Origin of the sequence: Megamonas sp. Calf98-2, from assembly GCF_900110235.1 — a bacterium.
In the GTDB taxonomy this organism is placed as follows: domain Bacteria; phylum Bacillota; class Negativicutes; order Selenomonadales; family Selenomonadaceae; genus Megamonas; species Megamonas funiformis.
The window spans coordinates 12243-38532 of record NZ_FOCY01000001.1 but is presented as its reverse complement, the minus strand read 5'-3'; the positions used below and the strand labels follow the sequence as shown (position 1 = coordinate 38532).

Annotated in this window: 23 protein-coding genes; 5 read left to right on the top strand and 18 right to left on the bottom strand. The window is 32.2% G+C overall.

The window, feature by feature from the left end; translation table 11 throughout:
* Positions 1 to 3: 3 nt before the first annotated feature.
* The 3 genes from BMX03_RS00185 to BMX03_RS00175 are packed head-to-tail and all read right to left on the bottom strand — an operon-like array spanning position 4 to position 5110.
* Entirely contained in the window at positions 4 to 1440 is a 1437-nt protein-coding gene (locus tag BMX03_RS00185) for a putative porin (RefSeq protein ID WP_091693120.1), read from the bottom strand.
* Between the two features lie 43 nt (positions 1441 to 1483).
* Positions 1484 to 3814, bottom strand: coding sequence for a beta-galactosidase (locus BMX03_RS00180; protein ID WP_091693117.1), 2331 nt, complete (start codon positions 3812 to 3814; stop codon positions 1484 to 1486).
* 30 nt (positions 3815 to 3844) lie between these two features.
* Complete coding sequence (locus BMX03_RS00175) at positions 3845 to 5110, bottom strand: oligosaccharide MFS transporter (protein ID WP_022228121.1); 1266 nt, start codon at positions 5108 to 5110, stop codon at positions 3845 to 3847.
* A gap of 178 nt (positions 5111 to 5288) precedes the next feature.
* Between BMX03_RS00175 and BMX03_RS00170 the strand changes: the two genes are divergently transcribed.
* Entirely contained in the window at positions 5289 to 6110 is an 822-nt protein-coding gene (locus BMX03_RS00170) for an AraC family transcriptional regulator (RefSeq protein ID WP_255361378.1), read from the top strand.
* 49 nt (positions 6111 to 6159) lie between these two features.
* Here BMX03_RS00170 and secF read toward each other — a convergent pair whose 3' ends face one another.
* The 14 genes from secF to BMX03_RS00100 all read right to left on the bottom strand — a co-directional run bounded on the left by secF (position 6160) and on the right by BMX03_RS00100 (position 17584).
* Positions 6160 to 7080: a protein translocase subunit SecF gene (secF, locus tag BMX03_RS00165; RefSeq protein ID WP_008539664.1), complete on the bottom strand. Its 921-nt coding sequence runs from the start codon at positions 7078 to 7080 to the stop codon at positions 6160 to 6162.
* Positions 7080 to 8321, bottom strand: a complete 1242-nt coding sequence (gene secD / locus BMX03_RS00160) for a protein translocase subunit SecD (protein WP_008539663.1) — start codon at positions 8319 to 8321, stop codon at positions 7080 to 7082. Before secD ends, secF begins: the two co-directional genes overlap by 1 nt.
* 26 nt (positions 8322 to 8347) lie before the next feature.
* Positions 8348 to 8935, bottom strand: a complete 588-nt coding sequence (locus BMX03_RS00155; protein WP_015561688.1) for a 5-formyltetrahydrofolate cyclo-ligase — start codon at positions 8933 to 8935, stop codon at positions 8348 to 8350.
* Positions 8913 to 9227 carry a preprotein translocase subunit YajC gene (yajC, locus tag BMX03_RS00150; RefSeq protein ID WP_008539659.1) on the bottom strand — a complete coding sequence of 105 codons (315 nt, stop codon included), beginning with the start codon at positions 9225 to 9227 and terminating at the stop codon, positions 8913 to 8915. Before yajC ends, BMX03_RS00155 begins: the two co-directional genes overlap by 23 nt.
* A gap of 99 nt (positions 9228 to 9326) precedes the next feature.
* Positions 9327 to 10457, bottom strand: a complete 1131-nt coding sequence (gene tgt / locus BMX03_RS00145; protein WP_008539658.1) for a tRNA guanosine(34) transglycosylase Tgt — start codon at positions 10455 to 10457, stop codon at positions 9327 to 9329.
* Between the two features lie 88 nt (positions 10458 to 10545).
* A complete protein-coding gene (queA, locus tag BMX03_RS00140) occupies positions 10546 to 11571 on the bottom strand; it encodes a tRNA preQ1(34) S-adenosylmethionine ribosyltransferase-isomerase QueA (protein WP_091693115.1) in 1026 nt (341 codons plus the stop codon).
* A gap of 22 nt (positions 11572 to 11593) precedes the next feature.
* Positions 11594 to 12790: a SpoIID/LytB domain-containing protein gene (locus tag BMX03_RS00135; RefSeq protein WP_015561692.1), complete on the bottom strand. Its 1197-nt coding sequence runs from the start codon at positions 12788 to 12790 to the stop codon at positions 11594 to 11596.
* Between the two features lie 2 nt (positions 12791 to 12792).
* Entirely contained in the window at positions 12793 to 13623 is an 831-nt protein-coding gene (gene lgt, locus BMX03_RS00130; RefSeq protein ID WP_091693112.1) for a prolipoprotein diacylglyceryl transferase, read from the bottom strand.
* A 17-nt stretch (positions 13624 to 13640) separates the two neighbouring features.
* Positions 13641 to 14093, bottom strand: a complete 453-nt coding sequence (gene rimI, locus BMX03_RS00125) for a ribosomal protein S18-alanine N-acetyltransferase (protein WP_015561693.1) — start codon at positions 14091 to 14093, stop codon at positions 13641 to 13643.
* Between the two features lie 9 nt (positions 14094 to 14102).
* A complete protein-coding gene (gene tsaB, locus BMX03_RS00120; RefSeq protein WP_091693110.1) occupies positions 14103 to 14816 on the bottom strand; it encodes a tRNA (adenosine(37)-N6)-threonylcarbamoyltransferase complex dimerization subunit type 1 TsaB in 714 nt (237 codons plus the stop codon).
* On the bottom strand, positions 14797 to 15276 hold the full coding sequence (tsaE, locus tag BMX03_RS00115; protein ID WP_015561694.1) for a tRNA (adenosine(37)-N6)-threonylcarbamoyltransferase complex ATPase subunit type 1 TsaE: 480 nt from the start codon (positions 15274 to 15276) through the stop codon (positions 14797 to 14799). Before tsaE ends, tsaB begins: the two co-directional genes overlap by 20 nt.
* A gap of 30 nt (positions 15277 to 15306) precedes the next feature.
* Entirely contained in the window at positions 15307 to 15870 is a 564-nt protein-coding gene (locus BMX03_RS00110; protein ID WP_091693107.1) for an HAD family hydrolase, read from the bottom strand.
* A gap of 192 nt (positions 15871 to 16062) precedes the next feature.
* A complete protein-coding gene (locus BMX03_RS00105; RefSeq protein ID WP_091693104.1) occupies positions 16063 to 17019 on the bottom strand; it encodes an L-lactate dehydrogenase in 957 nt (318 codons plus the stop codon).
* A 106-nt stretch (positions 17020 to 17125) separates the two neighbouring features.
* Positions 17126 to 17584: a MarR family winged helix-turn-helix transcriptional regulator gene (locus BMX03_RS00100; RefSeq protein ID WP_018998734.1), complete on the bottom strand. Its 459-nt coding sequence runs from the start codon at positions 17582 to 17584 to the stop codon at positions 17126 to 17128.
* A 245-nt stretch (positions 17585 to 17829) separates the two neighbouring features.
* Here BMX03_RS00100 and BMX03_RS00095 point away from each other — a divergent pair, with 245 nt between their 5' ends.
* The 4 genes from BMX03_RS00095 (at position 17830) to htpG (ending at position 25024) form a co-directional block, all read left to right on the top strand.
* Positions 17830 to 19026 carry an efflux RND transporter periplasmic adaptor subunit gene (locus BMX03_RS00095; RefSeq protein ID WP_022228128.1) on the top strand — a complete coding sequence of 399 codons (1197 nt, stop codon included), beginning with the start codon at positions 17830 to 17832 and terminating at the stop codon, positions 19024 to 19026.
* 16 nt (positions 19027 to 19042) lie between these two features.
* Positions 19043 to 22204 carry an efflux RND transporter permease subunit gene (locus BMX03_RS00090; RefSeq protein ID WP_091693101.1) on the top strand — a complete coding sequence of 1054 codons (3162 nt, stop codon included), beginning with the start codon at positions 19043 to 19045 and terminating at the stop codon, positions 22202 to 22204.
* Positions 22205 to 22315: 111 nt separating this feature from the next.
* Positions 22316 to 22912, top strand: coding sequence for a hypothetical protein (locus tag BMX03_RS00085; RefSeq protein ID WP_022228130.1), 597 nt, complete (start codon positions 22316 to 22318; stop codon positions 22910 to 22912).
* Positions 22913 to 23068: 156 nt separating this feature from the next.
* Entirely contained in the window at positions 23069 to 25024 is a 1956-nt protein-coding gene (gene htpG, locus BMX03_RS00080; protein ID WP_022228131.1) for a molecular chaperone HtpG, read from the top strand.
* Positions 25025 to 25422: 398 nt separating this feature from the next.
* Here htpG and BMX03_RS00075 read toward each other — a convergent pair whose 3' ends face one another.
* The gene (locus tag BMX03_RS00075) at positions 25423 to 26220 is read right to left on the bottom strand and encodes a Cof-type HAD-IIB family hydrolase (RefSeq protein ID WP_091693098.1); all 798 of its coding nucleotides are present in this window, start codon (positions 26218 to 26220) and stop codon (positions 25423 to 25425) included.
* Between the last annotated feature and the right edge of the window lie 70 nt (positions 26221 to 26290).

The window sequence follows — 26290 nt, the reverse complement described above, 5'->3', positions numbered from 1 at the left end:
TTATTAGAAACTATAATTAAGTGCTAAATTATACATATCATAATAATCAGAGAACCCTGAGTAATTACTATCATATGGACGCAATTTATACCAGTTAAATTCCAAATTAGTATTATCCGCAAGCATATAACTAATACCTAATCCATAACCTTTTTCACCATTACCACCAAGACCATCACCACCTGGAGTGTTTAAAATGTGTGCCCAACCAGTAGAATCTACACTATAATTTCCTAAACTCATATAATCAGCATAAACTTTCCAAGTATCTTTGGTATCCCATTTCAAATTACCATAAGTAAGTCTAGTCCACCAACCATTTTTTTGTGCTCCATCTGGAAGACCTGATGCTCTATTAGTTACAGCTTCTGCTGTTAAATTCCATTTGTCACTGAGTTGTGTGTTGATACCATAAGCAATTTGCTCTAACATATATGGATTTTCACTTGATTCAATCCAATTCCATTGATTTTTATGATTATTCCACAATGTATTTTCATTGCTATTTGTTTTTAAATAACCTAAAGTAAATTTAGTATTATCATCTACTCCAATCTGTGCATTAGCAATAAAAGCATTCATAGAATAATCTTTCCAATTTTCCGCAGTTAAATTTCCCCATCCTGCAGAAATAAGCGAATTATTTCCCAAATCTTGAGTTACCATAATACCATCAACTGGATTATCCCACCAAATAAGACCTTGCCCAATATTTAAATTCTGACGACCTAAGGTTACAGATGTATCCATCTGTTTCCAAGTCAATGCTAATAAATCTAAATTTGCACTACCATGTGCTCCACTATCACCATTATTAGTATATCCATTATCATCATTAGTCGTATTTTCTAATTTTACTCTACCTAAAACAGATAAATTCTCATCTGGTTCTGCATAAAAACCTAAACGTAAACGTTCTTGAATACGATTACTTCTTTTATCTTTTCTATCTTTATCAGCTACATTAGCTGTATAACCCTTTGGAGTATCAGCTTTATAATTTGTTTGATAACGAATACGTGCATCACCAAACCACTTAATTTTACCATTGTCGAAGAAATTATTTGTAGCTTGTGGCTCTTCTTTTACTGGCGCTGGTTCTGCTGGCATTACCATCATAATCTTTAATTCATTACTATACTCTTGTTGTAATTTATTGAGTATTACTTTATCTTCTGCTGTTGCTCTATTTTCATTTGCCATTGCTCTAGCTACAAATTGTGCTAAATCATAACGAGCCACCACTTTTTTATCATGAAAATCTGTCAAATTATAACCATCTACTAGACCTGTTTCTACTAAATGTTCCACTGCTGTATATGCCCAATAATCTTTAGGTACTGTAGCAAAAGGGTTTTCACTAGCAAAAGCTGTAGAATTAATCATTGTTCCAGCTATAGCTAATGAACATAATAATTTTTTATTTAATATATAACTCATAAGTTAAAACCTCTCTAAACCAAATATATTCTTATGCTCAAAGTTATAAAATAAATTCATAAATAGCTTCTATGCTAATTTTATCTATCGATACAATTTCATTACTAGTTTCTTCACTACGAGCAGCCATTGGTGAATCACTTTTTATTACTTGATTTTCTTTTAATGGAGAAATACTAATATAAATATCGCCATTTGGAATTTTTCTATAGATATTATCCAAACCAATTTCCCAACTTGCACCATTATTAAAATTATCTGCTACTAATTCATTATTTACAAAAGCATATCCAATATCACCTTGATAATCTATTTTTAAAATAGCCTCTTTTAGATCTCGCATATTTGCATAATCTATATGCAATAAAACCTTACCTTTGCCAATTTTTTCTGTAGTAAATGGTATAGATTTAGCTGATTTAGTAAATTTATATGTTTTTAATAAATCAGTTTCATCTATTTTACAAATATTTCTCATTAAATCGTCTGTTAATCCATCAATAGTTTGTATAATAATAGCATTTGTATTTGCTTCTACACGAATATTATCATTATCTACAAGAATTGGATTTTCAGATAAAAGTACCTTAGTATCTCCTGCTACTTCAAATTTCCAGAAATTTAAACTTTGATAATTAGTTAAAGTATATATATTAATTATCTTACCAGATACTGTAGTAATTACTAATTTAGATAAATCTGTACTAATCGGTTCAATAAATAATTTATTATTTTCTTTAATAATTGTTCCTTGAGAAATTTCTATGTTGCTGATACTATCATTAACAAAACAATATTCTGGTTTCATACCCTGTGGCATAAAGAAGAAATAATTTTCTACATCATCTTTAGCAAATTTTGTAATTAATTGTGTAGTAGCATATTTTAAAGTCAATCCTGCTAAAGTCAAATTAAATGGCAATATACAACTTTCTTCTGAAGCTAAACTAAGATTATTCTTTTCTGGAATAGTTAATGTTTCATCAGATAAAGATAAAGTTAAATTAAAATCATTTTTATCTGGAGAAACTAAATGATCTTGATAGTTATTAATGAATATAAAGCCTTTATTTTTATCTATACGTACGGCATAACGTAACTGTTCCACATCAGTAGGTAAAATGTCTTCTGCCCCTTCTGGTAAAATAGTCTGAGTAGGACAAAATTCCTTTTGAAAACTATTAAAGAAATAGTGCAATCTCTTTAGTCTAGCATAAGATTCACGAACTTGACCAAATTCTCCAATTGCAGCTTGATAATCATAAGAAATTTTTGGGGTAGCATTTTCATTTAAGTATGGTGTTTTTAATCCCAAAGGATTAGATCCGCCATGAAATACGTAATAACCAACGAAGTTACAACCCCCTGCAACTTTTATATTAGCCATAGCTTCTACACTATGATATGGTAATTGAAAACGATATTTATAAAATACAGTCATCCCTCCACCCATTTCACAGCAAGCAAAAGGCACTGTAGTCGGATCATAAGTCGGTTCAAAATTATAAGTAGGCTTACGATAATTACGATAAATAAATTCTGGAGTTACTGGATGTTCTTTTATACTTTCATCGTAAAAAATCCATGGCCAAAAAGCATAACCACCCCACAATGGAAGTACAGTATCTGGTGATGCTTGTGCTCCACCCCAACCAGTTCCTGTATAAATAGGTGCTATCATTCCTGCTTCAATAGCAAATTCTTTTAAAATTTCTATATGATGATGATGTTCTTCTACACTTGTATCATAGCTACCATTATTAATCCATTCATTGCTAGTACCTGTAGTCATCTCCCAAGGTGCACCAGCATGACAATATTCATTATCCAACTGAACACCAATAATAGGACCACCATCTTTATAAAATAATCCACGTACTTGATTGCCAATTTCTTGATAATATCTTTTTACATAAAATAAATATCTTTCATCATTAGAACGCACATTACAAGGCTCACCATATAACCAATCTGGAAGTCCTCCATTTCTAGCCTCACCATGTACAAATGGACCTATACGCAAAATAACTTCTACTTGATGTTTTTTACAAAGTTCTACAAAGTAACGAATATTAAATGAGCCATCCCATCTAAATTGTCCTTTTATTTCTTCATGATGATTCCAAATGATATAAGTGGGAATAATATTTATCCCTGCCATTTTCATTTTAATTATTTCATCTTCCCATTTATGAAAATCATATCTACTAAAGTGAAACTCACCACAAATACCAAAAAATGGTTTTTCATCTTTCATCATATAATGATTAGTAAAACTAATATGTTCTCCATTAGGATTAACACCTTGTAAATGCTCCAAAGTTGGATAAATACTATTTAACTCTTTTTTTAAATTAATCTGATAATTTTTCAAAATAAAACCTCTTTCAATTTCACTATTTATCTATTTTTTATTTCGCTGTTCTTGCATTTTTTCTTCTGCAAGAATTATTTCTTTATAATCAATAACACGCTTATTATCACTAATTAATAATTTCTGTGAAATTAACGTACAAATTCCTGCTACAATACCAATATACAAATATGATTGTGAAAACCCTATACTTTCATACATACTGCCAAAAAGTGGAGAAAATATACTTGCACAAATAGAACTTGTACATAAACAACCAAGATAAATAGAAGCTGATAATCTTAAATCAAAATTTTTAGAAATATATTTAAATTGTCCAACTAAAAATAATGGTTTTTCAAACGAATGAATACATTTTACTGCCGCAATCCAAAGTGGACCCCATTCCAAAGAAGATCCAATTATACGTATAGACATAATAGTACCTGCAAGAATTAATGTTCTTTTTGCTCCTAATTTATTAGCTATTACAGGTGTTACGAATAAGAAAATAGCTTCAAAAAAAGTCTGAATTGCTCCTAAATCTCCAAACCAACGATTTCCCTCAGCTTGTGATTCAAATTGTGATACAAAATATACTCCAAACTGTTGATCATATACATCATATACACAACCAACACCTATCATAAAAAATAATAAAAATAAAAAGTCTTTATTTTGTAATAAATGTTTAATATCCTTTAGTGAAACAGAATTTGCTTTTTTCATTTCTACATCAGATATTTCTACTTTAGCCATTGATAAACAAATAATTGCAATTAAGGCAGCTAAAGATGCTGATACAAATGCTAAATTAGGATTAATGTTCATAGCAATGCCAGTTGTATATGTAGCCGCTGCCCATCCAAAAGATCCCCACATTCTAGCACGGCCATATTCAAAACCATATTTAATAGAAACTTTATTTATATATGAATCAATAACACCATATCCTGCATTAAAAATAAAACCTAGATAAATACCTCCTAAAATAGCGCCTAAATAAAAATTAGAAACAAGTAATGGTCCATAAATATAAATAAAAAATGGTCCAATTAATAATAAAATTATCAAAATAGTAAATAACAATGTTTTTTTCAATCCAATTTTATCAGAAATAAATCCTAAAACTGGTTGCATACATAATGCTGCTAGAGCATTAGCTGAATATAATAATCCTGTCTTAGTTGCTCCTATACCTAAATGCTGACCAAGCCAAATAGCAAAAAATGACATAGCTGCTGACCATGCAAATAAATGTAAAAAGCTAACTGCACTTAAAGCAAAATAATTTCTATTTTTTATACTAATTTGCATTTTAATCCCCCTAATTGATAAAATAATCCAATCAAACGATTTTTCTAAAAATTATTAATAAACTATCAATATTTATTCCAATGATTAATGATAATTTAACATTGCCACGCGACAAAAATAATTATATTATGAATAGACAGAAAAATGTGTAACATGTTAAACTAAATAATATAATATTTTGAAACAAGGTGATTTTATGCCTATAAAAATTCGCAAAACATTACTTCATGAGCCAATTACATTTGATACAATTGGCAATCATTGGGATCAAGTACCAATCTATCGACCAAATGGTTATCCATTATACCATTATCTCCAAACAGAAAAAGGTGTTGGTAAAATAGAAATTCAAGGTAAATCGTATTTATTAAATGAAAATGAAGGTATTTTAATTGCTCCATTTATACCTCATTCCTATGCTAAAAAAACAGATGAATGGTTTACCATGTTTATTACCTTTACAGGAACTATGGAAAGTAGTCTTTCTCAAGCATTAGGTAATAAACAAATCATTTTTATTCCTAAAGAACAAGGTATTATTATTGCAAAAGAATTATTTGATATGATATCTCAATATGAGAATCCTTCTGCTGATGCAAAATATTTTTCTTTAGCTAGTTATCATCTATTAATGAATTTTATAGATAATTCAGCTTTTAATTTATTGAATGAACCTTTATATCAAAAATATGTATTACCTGTAATTAAAGAAATCGAAACTTCATATGCTAGTGAAATCACAGTGCAAAAATTAAGCCAACAAGTTTATGTTACACCGCAATATTTATCGCGTTTATTCTCTAAATTCTTAGGTTGCTCTGTCTATAAATATCTGACAAATTATCGTATCAACAAAGCAAAAGAATTATTACTAACTCATCAACGCATGGAAATTCAACAGATTTCTCAATTAGTAGGTTTTTTAGATACTAGCCATTTTATTGCTATGTTTAAAAAATTTACAGGAATAACACCTCTTGATTTTCGCAAACTCAATTAAAAAAGCTAAGATTAATGGTTTTTATCATTAATCTTAGCTTTTATTTTTATTATTTACCTGTATCTGCCATGCGTTTTGCTAAACGTTTTTTATCAGAATATCTTCTAAATGTAACCCAAAGTGGGCTGGCAATGAATATAGATGTATATGCACCGCAGAAGAAACCTATCAATAAAGCAAAGGCAAAATCTTTTGTTGTATCTCCACCAAAGAAATAAAGCGCAAATGTAGCGAATAATACTGTAGATACTGTATAAATAGAGCGAGTCATTGTCTGATAAATACTTGTATTTACAAGTTCTACAATATCGCCATTTTTTCTAAAATGCAATTTTAAATTTTCACGGATACGGTCAAAAATAACGATAGTATCATTTATAGAGTAACCGATAATTGTAAGTAATGCTGCTACAAATGAAGAATCTATTTGACGCTGAGTAAGTGCAAAAGCACCAAGTACAATAATTACATTGTGTGCTAAGCCTAATACTGCTGAAATACCGAATTTAAATTCAAAACGATAAGATACATAAGCAATAATCAATAACCATGAAATAATTGTAGCATATATAGCATTCATGATAAGTTCAGTACCCATTGTAGCACCGACTTTTTCTTCACGAAGCACTTGATATGCACCTAGTTTATCAGTTAAACCAGCCATTACTTCTTTGCGTTCTTGTTCTTCTAAATCTACAGTTCTTATCATTACATTTTCAGATTCTGTAGATGAACTAGATTCTCCAGAAAGCTGAATTGTACTATTGCTCAAATTATATTCATTTAAAACAGCACGTACATCATTTATATTTACAGCCTTTTCAAAGCGTAAATCCATGATAGTACCACCAGTAAAGTCAATACCCATATTAAAGCCACGAGTTACCATGAAAAACAAGCTGGCAATAATCAATAATGAAGATATTGCATACCATATCTTGCGTTTACCAATAATATCAAATCTAGCCATTATTTCATGTCACCGTCCTTTACTTTATGACCTAAAGATACACCATAAATACGTGGGTCAGTGAATAATCTAGCTGCAATCAAATGTTTAAGCATAAACTGTGTTAATGTAATAGCTGTAAACATACTGATGACAACACCAAGACCTAAAGTAATGGCAAAACCACGAATTGGACCTGTACCAAAGAAGAATAATACTGCTGCTGCAATAATTGTAGTTAAGTTTGAGTCAAAAATTGTAGTAAAGGCACGTTTAAAACCTGAATCCATCGCCATGCGAAGTGTCTTGCCAGCTTTTACTTCTTCTTTGAAATGTTCAAAGATAAGTACGTTGGCATCAACCGCCATACCGATAGACAAGATAATACCCGCCACCCCTGGAAGTGTAAGCGTAGCATCTAATAATTTAAGTACGAATAATAAAATTATTACATAAGCCATCAAGCTTAAATTTGCAATCAAACCAGAAACACGATAGAAAAGTAACATAAATACAAAAATCGCACCTACACCAACAGTAAATGCAAATACGCTTTTATCTTTACTATCTTGACCAAGTGTTGGGCCTACTGTACGAGTTTCTATAATATCAACTTTTACAGGAAGTGCACCAGAACGTAAAAGCACTGCTAAATTATGTGCTTCTTCAAGATTTCTAGAACCTGTGATTACTGCTTTACCGCCAGTAATTGGTTCATTAACACGTGGAGCTGTTAAAACTTCACCATCAAGTAAAATAGCAATTGTTCTGCCTACATTTGCAGAAGTCAAATCAGCAAATTTTTGAGCACCTTCATCAGTGAATTCAATAGCTACTTCATTTTGATTATTTTGTGTAGTTTGTTCTCTAGCATCTTTTAAATCTGTACCGCTTAAAACAGTATTGCCTTCTTCATCTTTGAATTCAAGCATAGCTGTTTTACCAAGTACAGCAATAGCTTTGTCTGGATCTTTAACACCAGGAAGCTCGATGATAATACGGCGTTCGCCTTCACGCTGAATGATTGGCTCTGTCAAACCAAGTTCATTTACACGTTTTTCCATGATTTTTACTACACGGTTCATAGCATCATCATTAACTTGTGCTTGCTCTGTATCTACACCTTCTAAAACGACATGAGTACCACCTTGAAGGTCTAAACCTTGTCTTATTGAGCCAGCTAGTGGTGCTATAAATGCAGCAAAAACACCAACGATAACAATAATTACCGCTAATAATTTCAATAAAGGATTTTGTTTCAAAATATCTTCCCCCAATATCCTTATAATTATCTGTATTTTATAGTAGTATTTTCTGTCAAAATCATATCTACTTTGAAATCGTAATCGTCTTTGATTACTTCATCAACTAATTGACAATCATATACTGCTGCTATTTTTTTAGCGTTAATAGCTTTTACTAAATATCTATCATAATAGCCACCACCCATACCGAGTCGATAACCTTTTTTATCTAGTCCTACAGCAGGCACTAAAATAAAATCTATATCTTGTGGCTTTACAATTCTTAGATTTTCTTCTTTTACTGTCAAAATATTATATGCACCTACAACTAATTCATCTAAAGATTTTATTAAAGTCGCTTGCATTATTTTCATATTTTTATCAGTAATATAAGGCAGGCAAATTTGTTTGCCTGCCTTGAGAGCATTTACTATTAATTCTTTTGTCTGAAATTCATCAGGCATTGAAGCATATAAAAAACATATCTGAGAATTTTTATATTCCTCAAGTTCTACAATTTTCTTTGTAATTACTGCTGAATACTCATTTTTCTGGATTAATGTTAACGCTCTTCTTTTTGCTAAAAGTTCTTTACGTTGAACTTTTTTATTATTTGTTAGCTGGGTTAGCATTTGTTTTTTCCTGAGTTAAATCTCTAGCTACAGCAGCACTGCTGATTTTAATTTCTACATTATCAGCAATTCTAATTCTAATGAAATCAGATTTTTCTAAATCAATATAAGTAATTTCCCCATGGATACCACCTATAGTTAAAATACGATGACCTACTTTTAAATTGTCCATCATTGTATTGCGTTGTTTTTGTTGTTTTTTCTGTGGACGATAAAGTAAGAAATAGAAAATTATTACCATTAATACTATTGGTCCATAGGAATAAAGACTTGCCATCATTGAATCACTCATAAAAAAATTCTCCTCATCATAAAAAATTATATTAATTTATTTTATATTAGCTATAGTATAGCATAATACCTCTATTTATTTACAAATATTCCTCAAAATTTACACAGATTTTGCATTGAATGAGAAATTAGCTGTAAATTTACGATAAAATTCTGGGAATCTATCTTCCATGATAGATTGACGCATCTGTCTCATAAAGTCAATTAAGAAATGAAGATTATGGATTGTTAATAAACGTAAACCAAAGATTTCATTTACACGAACTAAATGACGAATATATGCTCTAGAATAATTTCTGCAAGTATAACAATTGCAATGTTCGTCAATTGGGTGGAAATCATGCTCATACTGTGCATTTTTTATTACTAAACGACCATTCCATGTCATAGCTGTTCCATTTCTAGCTACACGAGTAGGATATACACAGTCAAACATATCTATACCTCTCATTACACCTTCAACTAAACAATCTGGCGTACCTACACCCATCAAATAACGTGCTTTATTTTGTGGTAAATGTTCCAAAGTGATATCGAGCATTTCATACATCAATTCTTTTGGTTCACCAACACTTAAACCACCAACAGCATATCCAGGGAAATCCATATCTACTAAACGATTAGCACATTCGATACGTAAATCTTTATACATACCACCTTGCACGATACCGAATAAACCTTGATTTGGATTTGTCATCGTATCTTTACAACGCTGTGCCCAACGAAGTGTAAGCTCCATAGACTCACGAGTGTATTTAAAATCAGCAGGATATGGCACACATTCATCAAATGCCATGATTATATCTGCACCTAAATCCATTTGTGATTGTGTAGCAATCTCTGGAGATAAGAACTTTTTAGAACCATCTATATGAGAACGGAAAGTTACACCTTCTTCAGATATTTTACGCAAATCGCCTAAACTAAATACCTGAAATCCGCCACTATCTGTCAAAATAGCTCTATCCCAATTCATAAATTTATGCAAACCACCAGCTTCTTTCACAAGCTTAGAGCCAGGACGCAAAAATAAATGATAATTGTTACTTAAAATAATTCCAGCACCCATTTCTTTTAATTCTTCCGGTGCTAAAGTCTTAACACTAGCCTGAGTACCAACAGGCATAAAAATAGGTGTATCAAAACTACCATGTGGTGTGTGAATACGACCAGCACGTGCTCCAGTATGTGGACACTGCTTTATAAGTTCATAAGTAATTGCAGGTTTCATTATGCCTCCAAGATAAATATATTTATTCGTTTTTCTTTTAAATAAAAGAAAATGAACCCAAAAGAAAATTTTCCTAAAAATAACTATCTTATTCTATAAACATAGCATCGCCAAAGCTAAAGAAACGATATTTTTCTTTTACTGCTTCTTCATAGGCGGAAAGTACATATTCTCTGCCAGCAAAAGCACTGATTAACATGATTAAAGTTGATTTTGGTAAATGGAAATTAGTGATAATAGAATCTACGATTTTAAATTTATAGCCAGGATAAATAAAAATGCCTGTTTCTTCTGCTATTGGAGAGATAGAGCCATCTTCTTTCGCAGCTGATTCTAAAGTGCGGATAGATGTTGTACCTACAGCGATTACTCTACCACCATTAGCTTTAGTTTGATTGATAATATCTGCTGCTTTTTTTTCAATATGGTAGAATTCTTTATGCATTACATGGTCTTCAATATTATCTACATTTACAGGGCGGAAAGTGCCAAGACCTACATGAAGTGTTACAAAAGCTAAATTTACACCCATTTCTTTTATTTCCGCTAATAATTCTTTTGTAAAATGAAGACCTGCTGTTGGTGCTGCTGCTGAGCCTTCTTCTCTTGCATATACAGTTTGATAGCGATTTTTATCTTCTAATTTTTCATGAATATATGGTGGAAGTGGTGTTTCACCCAATCTATCCAAGATTTCTTCAAAGATACCATCAAATTTAAATTCTACAATACGACCGCCAAAATCTGTATGACCTACAACTTCACAAGCAAGCTCATCACTAAATTCAATGACATTACCTAATTGAGCTTTTTTACCTGGTTTTACTAAAACTTCCCATTGATTAGTATTTGTTAAACGCTTTAATAAAAATACTTCAACCTTACCGCCTGTTTTTGCTCTATGACCAATAAGACGAGCGGGCATTACCTTTGTATCATTAAATACTAAAGTATCACCTTTGCGCAAATACTGTTTAATATCATAAAAATGTTTATGTTCAATAGTTTTTTCTTTGCGATTTAACACCATCAAGCGTGAATGGTCACGTTTAGCACATGGTGTTTGAGCTATTAATTCTTCTGGAAGATTATAGTCAAACTCATTTAATAGCATTAAATATTATCCCCTTTTATTTTTATTTATACATATCTTTTATATTTACATCATTATAATAATGATATAAAATTTGCTGATATTTTTTACCTTTATCCGCTAAAGATTTTGCCCCCCATTGAGACATTCCTAAACGATGACCAAAACCACTGCCTTTAAAAATCAATTTTTTATCATCTTTATCAATTTTTAAAGTATCGCCTTTAGCTTTTTTATTACCTTCTAATTCTATAGTAAAATTGCTACTTTTTAAACCCAATAAACTACGAAGCTGTGTCTTGGTCAATTCCACAGATTTTTTATTACTACCTATAAATTTTACAACTTGCGATTTACTTGCTTTATTTGGATTTTTTTTCAATCCACTAAAATCTATTTCTTTTATTGTACCAATATCACTATATGAATTTTTTATAGATTTACTTAAATTATCTACTGTTACAGATACTGCCCAACTTTGATATGGAGATTGCTCCTCTTTATCTTCTACTGCTCTCAAATAAGGCACATTGACATTCCATACATTGATACTGTCATCAGTTTGACCACCTGAAGCTGCATGAAACACTGAACATATAGGTTGATTTAAATAAACAATGACTTCTCCTTTTGTAGCATCTATAGCTTTATTTGTAGTCGCAGCTTCTGAATCCATACCACCATAAACTTGGCAATCTGTTGTTACGCAGACGTCAAAACCTTCTTTTGTATGTTTTCGATCAAGCTTATCATATAAAGCAAAAGTTCTAGCAGCTACAGCTTGAGCTTTCAAAGCTTCTATATTCCAACTAGCAGGCATTTCTTCTGGTACGACACCATATAAATATTCATCAATCAATAAACGATTTATTACTGTAAGCCCTGCTTTATGCGGTTGAATAATCAAATTTCCTCTATATCGTTTGCCATTGACAATTACAGGAGCATTATCTTTGACTGCTACCACTAAAGTAGTAGTTTCCTTACCTTTTTTATTGACATAAACCGTTCTATCTTTTTGACGAATATTTACTTCATTCATCTTTTTAAATTTATAATTTACTTTATTGTCGACATCTTTGACCACAAAATCATCATTTGCTGTAATTACAATTTCTTGTACTCCCTGTAATAAGCCTACTCTTACATATGGAGCTGATGACTGTGCTGATACTACTTGCATATTACTTACAAATGCGCAACAACATAATAAACAAATAAGATATAGATATTTTTTCATATTTAATATCCTCTTTTATTTTTTATTCTATTTTTATTTATTTTAGATTTGACTGTTTTCTTTTGTCTAGAATATGTTATCTGACAGTAAATAAAGAAAATCAACGCTAAAATAAATGCCACTAAACTAGTTGTCTGTGCAGATGTAAAGCTTAAAAATACAGGAGTAGCATAATCGCCACGCAAAAATTCCAAGCCAAAACGAGCTAAACTATATAACATTATATATAAAGAAAAAGCTTGACCTTTGGCATGAGGAAAAGCTCTAAAAATCAACAGTAGAGCAAAAATCACAAAATCAATTTGACCTTCCCAGACCTCAGCAGGCCATAATGGTTGAGCACCATACGTATGATATGCAAGTGTTGTTTCTGGATAAATAATACCAAAATTACCACCAGTTGGCGCACCAAAAGCATCTCCATTTAATAAATTAGCACAACGTCCAATGGCTTGCCCTAAAATAATTGCTGGAGCTACGATATCAGCTAGTGCTAAGATATCTATTTTATGACGTTTAGCATAAATAATTCCTGCTCCCACGCCAAAAACAATACCACCTTGAATAGCCATACCACCTTGCCATACATAAAAAATTTCACTTAGATGATGACTATAATATGCCCAATCAAAGAAAAATACGTCCCACAATCTAGCGCCTACAATACCAGCGATACCACTATAAATACCGATATCTACAATATGATTGTGCCATCTGCCATCTTGTTTTGCTAAGAAATAAGCTACACCTGTTGCCAAAATAATACTCAAAGATAAAATCAGACCATATGCTCTTATCGGAAAATCACCAACAAAAAATAAATATTGGTGCATACTATCACCTCAGTATATTATTTTATATTGGTCAAATCTGTTATCCACATGATTTCAGCATCTTCACCATCTTCATAATACCCACGACGGCGACCTACAGATTTAAAACCTAATGATTCATACAAATGTATTGCTCCTTTATTACTTGGTCGAACTTCTAAGGTCATAGCATTTGCCTTTCTTTCTTGAGAAATCTTGATGATTTCCTTCATCATCAATCGACCTATACCTTTGTTTTGATATTCAGGAGTTATAGCTACATTTGTTATTTGAGCTTCATCAAATAATATCCAAACACCTACATAGCCAATGACTCTTTCGCCATCTAAAGCCAATAAATAATAAGCTTTATCATTAGAAGCTTCCTGCCAAAAAGATTGTCTTGACCATGGCATATCAAAACAAGATTTTTCTACAATTTCCACAGCACTTGCATCTTCTGGAGTCATTTTACGAAAATTTATTTGCATATTTTCACCTTATAAATCTGTTAATTTTTCGCCATGGCGTTTTTCCCATAAAACTTCAGCTTCTGAACGACGAATATATACAGGTTCTAAATCCATGATATTATCATAATCTTCATTTTCAAATCTAGCTTTAGCTGCCATAGCCACATTACTTGCTCTAGGCATACAAAGATGTGGTAAACCTAAAGAAACATTTTCATATTGAGCGATTATATCTGCTTTCTTTTGAGCGATATCTCCCACAAATACTACTGGTTTATCCAAAGTAGCACAATATTTTACCACTTCTTCAAAATCCATCACGCAAATTTGTTTTTTCTCATCAAAGTCCTTGCCATTCCACTCATATAAAGCAAAATATGCATTGCTTTTTTGTGCATCTAATACACTTGCCACATATACACCTGGCACTGGATAATGATAAGCCATAGCCTCTAATGAAGATACAGCCACTACAGGAATGGATAAAGCATATGATAACATTTTAGCAGTAGCAAGACCTATACGTAGCCCTGTAAAAGAGCCAGGCCCTATGCTTATAGCTACACCTGTTAAATCAGATTTATCCATATGTGCAATTTTTAAAACATCTTGCACATGCCCTAATAAAACTTCTGATTGGGGTAATTTTAATTGCATGATAATCTCTGCAACTAATTTATCTTTTTGCACAATAGCAGCACCTGAAACTATTGTTGAAGTATCAATCGCTAATATTGCCACAGTGCTTCAACTCCTCATAAATATTTTTATATTTTTGACCTTCAAGATTGATAGTAATTATACGCTTTTGTTCACTATCGCCACGCTCGATTTTTAAATGCAAATAATCTTCTGGCATATAGGCAAAAAACCTATCTGGCCACTCAATCAGTACTACTTCATCTTCAACATCAGTATACTCGTAAAAACCGATTTCCTCTAAATCTTCTGGTTGCTCTAAACGATATAAATCAAAATGATATATACGCTTTTTACCTTCATATACATTCATTAAATTAAAAGTAGGACTTGTAACGATTTCTTTTACCTTCAAAGCTTTACATAAACTTTGTGTAAATAAAGTTTTACCTGCACCTAAATCACCTTCAAGACAAATTATCAAATTATCTTGTATTAAATTTGCTATCTTTTCACCTAAAAGACTTGTTTGTTCAGGTGAATTTGTAGTTATTGTAAACATATTTCACCTCAAAAATTCATTTTAATCATATTATTTAAAATCATCAACTACACAAATACTAGCACCTGTTTTTCTTGCAGCGGCTAAACCCACGTCAGAGTCCTCAAAAATAATGGTATCTTCTGGCTTAACCTTAAAATATTCCATTGCTTTTAAAAATCCTTCTGGATCTGGCTTGCCATTTTTCACATCATCAATAGTAAAAATAACATCAAATAATTCTAATCTGCCAAAATAACGCAAAATATCTTTAGAATTACTTGAACCACTTGTTACTACAGCTGTATGATATTCATTTTTCATAGCTTTAATAATATTAAACAAATGAGTATTTTCTGTAGCATATTTTAGATTTTCTTCATAATATAATTTCTTAGCATCATGAATTTCTTCAAAACGATTTTCAGGAACACCCATTATCGGTAAAAATCCACGATAAGTAGGGCCCCAACATTTTTCAACATATATATCGTAATCAAAAATCACAGGTAATCCAGCTCTTTCAATAGCTTCACGATATGCCATATAATTCACTCTGCGCGTATCAAATAAAGTACCATCTAAATCACAAATAACTAATTTACTTTTTTCCATTAAAAATCCCCTTAGTTTATTTAAAATCTATCATTATTTTTTACAATATCTATGTTATTCTATCACATCTAAAGATACTTGTCTTTTATATCTATGGTTTTTCTTGCAAACAACATTATTTTCTTACCAAAATAATAAAGCTACTTTCGATTTTATCTCTAAATCAAAAGTAGCTTTATTTTATATTCATACTTAGTCAATCAATTTATTTGCTCTAAGTACAGTTTTTATACTTTCTGCACTAAAATGAAGAGCTTTTAATTCATCTTCTGGTAAATCTATAGCTAATCGTTTTTCTACACCATTTGCACCAATGATACTTGGCAAGCTAAGTGCTACATCTGTTAAGCCATATTCGCCTTCAAGCGGAGTAGAAACTGGTGTTACACAGCGTTCATTAAACATAACAGCACGAGCTAATCTACAAGCGCCCATTGCTATACCAGTATTTGTCCAACCTTTAGACAATAATACATCATATGCTGTATTTACTACTTCCTGAGCCATAGCTTTTTTATCAAAATCACTGTTATGATCATAATATTTATCTAAATCAGCTAAACGCACACCACCAATGCTGATTGTAGACCATGCAGGAAAAGCAGAATTACCATGTTCACCAAGCATAAAGCCCTGAACATCTTTAGCATCAACATTATAATGATTTGCTATGATGCGTTTTAAGCGAAGTGTTTCTAAAGTAGTCCCTGTACCGAATAATTTTCCTTTTTCATAACCAAATTTAGTAGCTGCCAAATATGTAGTTACATCAAGCGGATTAGTAATCATGATAAAAGGTGTATTTTTTGTATATTTTGTAACCTCTGTCATGATTTCACCAATAACTTTTACATTTCGTTCTGCAAGTATTAGTCTATCTAATTTTTCCCCAGGTAAGATACTAGGGCCACCAGAACAAATAATTATATCAGCATTTTTACACTGACTAAAATCGCCTGAATAAACTTTCATACCTGGTACATACGTACAAGGTGTCGCATGAGTTGCATCTAAAGCTTCGCCATGAGCTACTTTTTCATTAATATCTATACATACGATTTCAGCAGCTAAATTCATTGCCATTGCTTGTGTTAATACAGCTGAACCTACATGACCAAGACCTATAATTGCCAATTTACTCATTTTCATTTTAATTACCCCCATATCACAAAACCATTAATCTCATTTCATTAAATAAATGGTTCAATTTTTTATGATATAGCAAATAATCACTATTGTCAACATGTAAACAAGTTTATCCTTTTTGCTTTTCAAATATTTTCGCCATCATTTTCTTTACAAGTCTTACACTCTGATCAAATTTTTCCGTATCACTATCTGATAAATCAGTCGTGCTTTCCATAAAAATAAGCCTTTGCGATTTTTGATGTTCCTTTAAAAAATTTCTACCTTTTTCACTCAAAGAAATTTGACTATATCTTCTATCCTTACTTAAACAAGTTTTTTTAATAAATTCTTTTTTCACTAATTTATCAATGATAGGACTCATTTGTTGTTTTGATATAGATAAATGTTTTGCTAGCTCTGTTACAGTAGCAAATGTATCCTCTTTTTCAAAAAGATAATACATCACTGCAAAGTGATTGAGTGGTAATGGCAAAGCTGCAGTTCGCCATAATTTGTGATTATAAGTCATCATAATATCAAACAAATCAAAATAAATATCTGATATCTTTCTGCTATTCTTCTCCAAAAATTTCTCTCCCTTTGTCAAAATTTAATAATAAAAAATTTTATTTTTTCAAAGATTAAAACCAGATTAAAAACTGTCTTCAAGAGTGCAAAATTCTTGACTTTTCAATAGATATACTATACTATAGAACACGATAATAGTAAATACTTGTGTACTATCAGCTATTTATAAAAAATCTAAAAAGCTGATTATAAAGCTGTGCTAAAGCACAGCTTTTGAAATTTATCAAAGGAGGTTTAATAATTTTGGCCACACAATCAAAGAAAAAAGCTGTTATCCTAGTTGTAGCCATAGTAGTTATAGCACTTATTGGATATCTTGCATATTCTAAGTTAACAGCTACATCACAGGGCAACAAAACAGCAGGTGGTCCTGCAACTGTAAAAGCAATGCAGGTAATCAAACGTGATACACCACTTAATTATGAATATGCTGGTAATATCAAATCAACAGATGAAGTAAAAATCACTTCTCGTGTTTCAGGCACAATTGTTGAAAAATATATTACAGGTGGCGAATTCGTACAAGCAGGTCAACCACTTTACAAAATTGACAGTCGTCAATATGAAAGTACATTGCTCTCAGCTCAAGCAACATTAGCTCAATCTCAAGCTAATTATCAAAATGCTTTAGCTACATTACAAAATGCTCAAGTAGATAATAATCGTTACCAAACATTATTATCTCAAAACGCAATTTCCGATCAACAAGCTGCAACTCAACAATCTCAAGTAGAAGCTTTAACTGCATCATTGCAAGCTCAGCAAGCAATCATTGATTCCAATGCTGCTCTTGTAAAAAAAGCTCAAGAAGATTTAGATGATACAGTTGTTTATGCCCCAACTTCTGGTAAACTCGATATCAATGATATTGATGTAGGTGCTTATGCTACTGCTGGAAGTACAGTTCTTGTAACAATGGGCTCTGTAGACCAGGTATATGCTCAATTTAATGTAAGTGAAAATGAATATTTAAATCTTGCATCTTTCTTTAATAGTGATACTAACAATGTAACTATCACTTTAAGTGATGGCACAGAATATCCTGTTTCTGGTCACCTTGTGCAAGTAGATCGTTCTTTAACTACAAATACTGGTACACTTGCAATCAATGCTTTATTTGATAATCCAGATGGTCTTTTACTTCCTGGTATGTTCGCTCGTGTAAAAGTAACTGGCGAAGTGTTACCAAATGCTATCTTAATTCCACAACGTGCTGTACAACAACTTTTAGATAAAACATTCGTTATGGTTGTAGGCCCAGATAATAAATCTGTTACTAAAGCCATTACTGTTGGTGATAAAATCGGAAGTTATTGGATCGTTAAAGATGGTTTAGATACTAATGACGTTGTTGTTGTTGAAGGTCTTACTAAATTACAAGAAGGCGTTCCTCTTAACGTCACTATGGTAACTCCTGAAGAATTAGGTTTAACTTTTTAATCAGGGGGTGCTATAATTGTCAAGATTCTTTATAAATCGTCCGATATTTGCTATTGTTATATCTTTAATCATTGTAATCTTAGGTACAATTTCTGCTTTTAACTTACCAATAGCACAATATCCACAGATTTCTCCACCGACTATTACCGTAAGTACTACTTACACTGGTGCTAACTCAGATACAGTCAATGAGACTATTGCTCAGGTAGTTGAACAACAAGTCAATGGTGTTGAAGGCATGGACTACATGAGTTCTACTTCTGCCAATGATGGTCGTTACAATCTTCAAGTAGTCTTCAAACTCGGTACAAACGGTGATATGGACTCCGTAAAAGTTCAAAATAATGCTGCCACTGCTACACCAAGCTTACCATCTGATGTACAGACTTTTGGTCTTACTACTCGTAAAGCTTCTAGTGATATGGCAATGGTACTATCACTTACATCTCCAAATGGTACTTATGACAGCGTGTTCTTGAAAAACTATGCTGATATTTACCTTGTAGATAAAATCAAACGTGTTCCTGGGGTTGGGGACTTAAACGTATTCGGTTCTGACTATTCCATGCGTATTTGGATCAATCCAGATAAACTTGCTGAACTTGGTCTTACTGTTGCCGATGTCGTTAGTGCTGTAAAAGAACAAAACACTCAAGCTCCAGCTGGTACAATTGGTCAATTGCCAGCACCACGTGATCAAGAATTCCAATATACTGGTAAAATTCAAGGTCGTTTAATCACACCTGAAGAATTTGGAAATATTATTATTCGTTCTGATGCTAATAGTGGCTCATTTGTTCGTGTCAAAGACATTGCTAAAGTAGAAACAGGCGCTAGAACAAATAATCTCATCGCTAAACACAATAACCAAAATGCCGTAGCATTCGGTGTTCAGCTTACTAGTGATGCCAATGCAATGGATACTGTAAGTCAAGTAAAACAAGTTCTTGAAGAATCCAAAGCCGATTTCCCTCCAGATATTGAATATGATACTGTTGTTGATAACACTACTTATATCAGTGAATCTATCAACGAAGTAATTCATACATTTATTGAAGCATTATTACTTGTAATGCTCATTGTTTATCTTTTCTTACAAAGTTGGAGAGCTACGCTCATCCCTATGCTCGCTGTTCCAGTATCTCTTATTGGTACATTTGCAACTTTCGTAGTACTTGATTTCTCCATCAATACCTTGACTCTCTTTGGTATGGTTCTTGCCATCGGTCTTGTTGTCGATGATGCTATCGTTGTTATTGAAAACGTTGAACGTCATATGGCTGAAGATGGTCTTAGTCCAAAAGAAGCAACAGGTCGTGCTATGGACGAAGTACAAGGTCCAGTTGTTGCTATTGCCTTCACTCTTGCTTCTGTATTCGTTCCAGTTGCTGGTCTTAGTGGTATGACTGGTATCTTATATCGTCAGTTCGCATTGACTATTGCTATTTCTATGGCATTATCAGCATTCGTGGCCTTGACTCTTACTCCTGCACTTTGTGCTACAATGTTAAAACCACATACTGCTGATGAAAATAAATCTAATTTTGGTGCATTTTTCATCCGTTTCAACCAATTTATGAATTGGATGACTCGTGGTTATGTGAAATATGTTGCCAAATTAATCGGTAAAGCAAAACTTTGTGTTACTGCTTTAGTTATTATCGTAGCTTTAATGTTTGGTTTATTTAAAATAATTCCAACTACATTTATTCCTGCTGAAGACCAAGGTTATTATCTTGGTGCTGTAAGCTTACCAGAAGGTACTTCTTTAAATAATACTGACGAAGTTATGACTCGTCTTGCTGAAGAATTAAAGAAAAACCCTGGTGTTTCTCAGGTAATGGGTATTTCAGGTTATGATATCTTATCTGGTGGTGCAAAATCCAGTGCAGCTACATTCTTCGTAGGTCTAGACCCTTGGAGTGAACGTACTTCACCAGAAACAAGTATCAATGCTGAAGTTGGTATGGCATTTAAACAAGGTGCTATGAGTTATCCAGAAGCCTCCATTATTGCTATGAATCCACCATCTTTACCAGGTCTTGGTATGGTTAGTGGCTTTACTTTACAGCTTCTAGATATGAGTGGTCATACTAATGAAGAATTAGATACTATCACTAAAAAAATCGTAGCTGTAGCTAATACTCGTCCTGAACTTCAAAGTGTTTATACAACATATAGTGTAAACTCTCCAATTTATGAATTTGAAGTAGACCGTGAAAAAGTTAAAAACTTAGGTTTAAATATTTCTGATGTATTTACTGCTCTTCAAGTAAACTTTGGTGGTACAGAAATCAATGACTTTAACCAATTTGGTCGTTCTTATAAAGTAGTAATGCAGGCAGAAAGTCAATTCCGTGATGAAGCTGATACTACTCGTTTCATCTTTATCCGAGGTTCCAATGGTCAAATGGTTCCATTGAACACATTAATTAAACCAAAATTAAATTCCGGACCTGCGATTATTTCTCGTTTCAATGCTAGCCGTAGTGTAACTATCCAAGGTAGTCCAAAACCAGGCTACAGCTCAGGTCAAGCAATGGCAGCTATTGAAGAAGTAATCAAACAAGAAGCTCCAAATGGCTTCAATATTGACTGGTCTGGTCAGAGCCGTGAAGAACGTGCAGCTACAAGTTCCACAGCTCAAGTTATGGTCTTAGCTCTTGTTTTCGTATTCTTATGTCTTGCAGCTCTTTACGAAAGCTGGAGTGTACCATATGCTGTATTATTAACAGTACCAACTGGTATCTTTGGTTCTTTGATTTCCGCTTATATTTTCAATATGCAAATAAGTATTTATATGCAAATTGGTATGATCGTAGTAATGGGCTTAGCAGCTAAAAACGCTATCCTTATCGTCGAATTCGCCAAAGTACGTTTTGATACTGGTATGCCAATTTTAAAAGCTACTCTTGAAGCTTCCAAACTTCGTTTACGTCCAATCATTATGACTTCACTTGCCTTCATTATTGGTTGTTTACCACTTGCTGTAGCAACTGGTGCAGGTGCAGCTGCTCGTAATAATATGGGTATCGCCGTTGTTGGTGGTATGATTGTAGCTACTGTCCTTGGTGTATTCTTGATTCCTGTTATGTATTTAGTGGTAATGAAAATTACTTCCAAACTTACTGGTAAATCTAAACAACCACCAAAATCTGAAATTGATAGATTTATGTAATATATCTTTATCGCTTTTTATTTCTATTTATGTTATAATTGGCTAAATAATAATATGACAAAGATACTAACTTATTAGTATCTTTGTCTATAATTTCAAGGAGATATGTTTATGAGAATAAAAAGAATGTTCCTATCCCTAATGAGTATTTTTGCTTTAGTGGCTACACTATCTATAACAAATATAAGTTTCGCTGCTGATGGTTATTTATATACTAGCGAACGCTTTGGTTATAGCATAAAATGCCCAGAAAAACCATTGGCTGTAATTAATTTGAGTATTCTTTCCCCTCAAGAACAAGGAGATGTTCTCATATTTGAAACAGATGGTCATAACCCTACAAAATACTGGGTTATTTCCCCAAATGCTTTCAGTAATGATACTTTCCCTGACCTTGATAATTTAACTGATGAAGCTAGACAAGATTTATTTACTCGATTAGCTATTGAACGTGGATATGAAGCGATTTCTCTTGTTCCAATTCAAGGACATAATGCTATTTATGCTGTTACTGCAAAAACTATCCAAATCGATACAGATAAAGATGGTCAAGTAGATAAAACAATTGAACAAGAAGGACAACATATCGAAACATATTTTAAAGGTGCAAAATCCAATTACTGTATCGTTTTATCATCAAAATCAGCATTAACTGAAGATGATATTAATAATTACCAATATGGTTTATTATCCTTCAATGATAAATAATCTTAAAAGTAGAGAAAAAGCCAGTATAACTGGCTTTTTCTTTTATTCTCTATTGACATTTTGACCTATAATTATATAATAATAATTAACGGTTAGCACTCTTTGTATCAGAGTGCTAATAATTCATTTTTAATCTAAATTTAGGAGTGACAAATCTTGGCTAAAGAAACACATCAATTTCAAGCTGAAACTAAAAAATTACTCGATTTAATGATACATTCTATTTATACAAACCGTGAAATATTCCTTCGTGAATTAATTTCTAACGCTTCTGACGCAATCGATAAATTACATTTTGAATCACTTACAAATCGTGATTTACTCGAAGGCAATAGCGATTATGAAATCTTCTTAATTCCTGATGAAGCTAGTCATACATTAACTATTTCTGATAATGGTCTTGGTATGAATAGAGAAGAACTCATTGAAAACTTAGGTACTATCGCAAAATCCGGTACAAAAGCATTCTTAGAAAAACTTCAACAAGCCAAAGAAAGTGACAATGATACTCAAAAAGATTTAATCGGTCAATTCGGTGTAGGTTTTTACTCCGCTTTCATGGTAGCAGAAAAAATCACTGTAGTTTCCAGAAAAGCTGGCGAAACTCAAGCTTATAAATGGGAATCCACAGCTGACGGTTCTTACACTATTGAAGAATGCACTAAAGATAGCCGTGGTACTAATATCACTATCACACTTTTACCTGAATTTTATGGTGATAAAGCTGAAGAAAACTTTACTGACACATATAAATTACAATCTCTTGTAAAAAAATATTCCGATTATGTTCGTTACCCAATCAAAATGAACTTTGTCATTGAAGAACAGCCAAAAGATGCTGATGGTAAACCAATCGAAGGTGCTGGCACTATCAAGAAAAATGAAGTTCGCATCTTAAACTCCATGCAACCACTTTGGGCTAAAAATAAATCTGAAATCAAAGAAGAAGAATACACTGAATTCTATCAAAATCTTTTCCATGATTGGGAAAAACCAATGGAAGTAATGCACAATAAAATCGAAGGTAATATCGAATACACTTCCCTTTTATTCTTCCCTGCACATGCTCCTTACAATCTTTATCATAGCGACTATGAACCAGGCTTACAGCTTTATTCTCGCCATGTATTCATCATGGATAAATGCAAAGACCTCTTACCTGAATATCTCCGCTTCGTTAAAGGTTTAGTTGACTCTCCTGATTTCTCCTTAAATATCTCTCGTGAACTTTTACAACAGAGCCGTGAATTAAAATTAATCGGTAAAAACTTAGAAAAAACTATCTTAAAACAATTAGCAAATACACTCAAAAAAGACCGCAGTAAATATGAACAATTCTGGAAAGAATACGGTAAATCCTTAAAAATCGGTATCTATGGCAGTGTATACAATGGTGGCAGTGATGTAGTAAATAAATTAAAAGACTTACTCTTATTCACAACTTCCAAAGAAGATAAACTCATCACTTTAAAAGAATATGTAGAAAATATGCCTGAAAGCCAGAAAAAAATCTACTACGCTACAGGTAAAGACCGTGCAAGTATCGATAGCTTACCACAGATGGAAATTCTACGCGATAAAGGTATTGATGTATTATACTTCCTTGATAACGTTGACGAATTCGCTATTGAAGTTATGCGTGAATATGAAGGTAAACCATTCCACTCCATCAGCCGTGGCGATTTAGACCTTGATGATGTTGAATCTCAAGAAGTGAAAAAAGAAACTGAAACCATCGCAAAATCCAATGAAGATTTAATCAAAGATATTAAAGAAACTCTCGGTGATAAAGTTGCTGAAGTAAAAATCAGTAGCCGTTTAAAATCTTCTGCTGTTTGCTTAGTAGCTGACGAACAAGGTCCAAGCTTTGCTATGGAACAAGCTTTTGCTGATGCAAATAATCCAATGTTCAAAGCTAGACGTATCTTAGAAATCAATCCAAAACATGATTTATTTGCTCGTTTACAAAAAGTACATGAACAAGGCAAAGAAAGTACTGCCTTCAAAGATTATTGCTCACTTTTATATGCTCAAGCACTTCTTATCGAAGGTATGATGCCAGAAGACCCAGCTGCAATTGCTAACAAAATCGCTGAATTGATGGCTAAATAATTATATTTATATAAAAAAATCCTACAGAATTTATCTGTAGGATTTTTATTTATGATTTTATTTCATTACTTTTTCATCTACAATATTATAAATAGTGTATTTAACAAGTTTTAAAATTCGGCAAGCTTCACCATCAACTAATTTATATTGAATTTCACAAATGCCACCAGTCGGATTAGCATTTGTATCATCTTCTAAATAAAGTAGAAATGTTCTTTTGACATACTCCCCATGCCTAAAGGCAGGGGATTCTTGGATACAAACGATACTTGCCTACTAAAATAGCAGGTCTTACTATATCTCTCCAAAGAAGGTTGATGCCCCAACCTTCCATATCTAAAAAAATTTATTAATAAAATATATTCTCTCTATCTTATTCTAGATAAATAAAAAAAATCCTATTTACCTAAAATATATCTTTCAATACCATAAGCTACACCATCTTCAAATACTGATGGAACTACAATTTTAGCACTATTTCTAGCTTTTACACTGCCATTTGCCATTGCCATACCCATTCCCACTGTAGATAAAATCTCGATATCATTATCTCCATCACCAAAAGCATAGCTATCTTTTATATCTATATTCAATAACTCTAAAACCTTTAATGCTCCTGTAGCTTTGGAATTTTCTTTAGCATAGACTTCTAAATGACAATAATTATGGTTCATATCTTCTACATAAGTCATATCTTCAGGCAAATTCTCTATGATATATTTTCTATCTTCATGTCTAGGTGAATCTATTTCTAATTTATAAACATCTATAGCTTTTTTATCATAATCGAAAGTCAATTGGTCAGCAAAAATTCCATATTGCCCTAAACGATAGATTAGATATTCAAAATTTTTATCTACATAAGTATGAAAATCTCCCTGTAAGCTATATTGCATATCATGTTCATCACAAATAGATGTGATTTTTTCCACAAAAGATTTTTCAAGTGGTGCTCTATAAATAATCTTATCGTGGAAAAATATAACTGAACCATTGAGCAATACATAACCATCGAAACCAAAATTTCTTATCTTTTCATCAAGAAAAGCAAGTGAACGACCACTAGCAATAAATACATAATGACCTTGCTCTTGCAATTTACGAATTGCTTTTTGTACGTTTTCACGCATATAACGATAATCTGGATGTGTACCTTCAATCAGTGTTCCATCAACATCAAAAAATACTGCTTTCATATCTATTATATTTTATCTCCTTTATAAAAATTATTTGCATTATCCATAAGATTATTGTACCATAATTTAA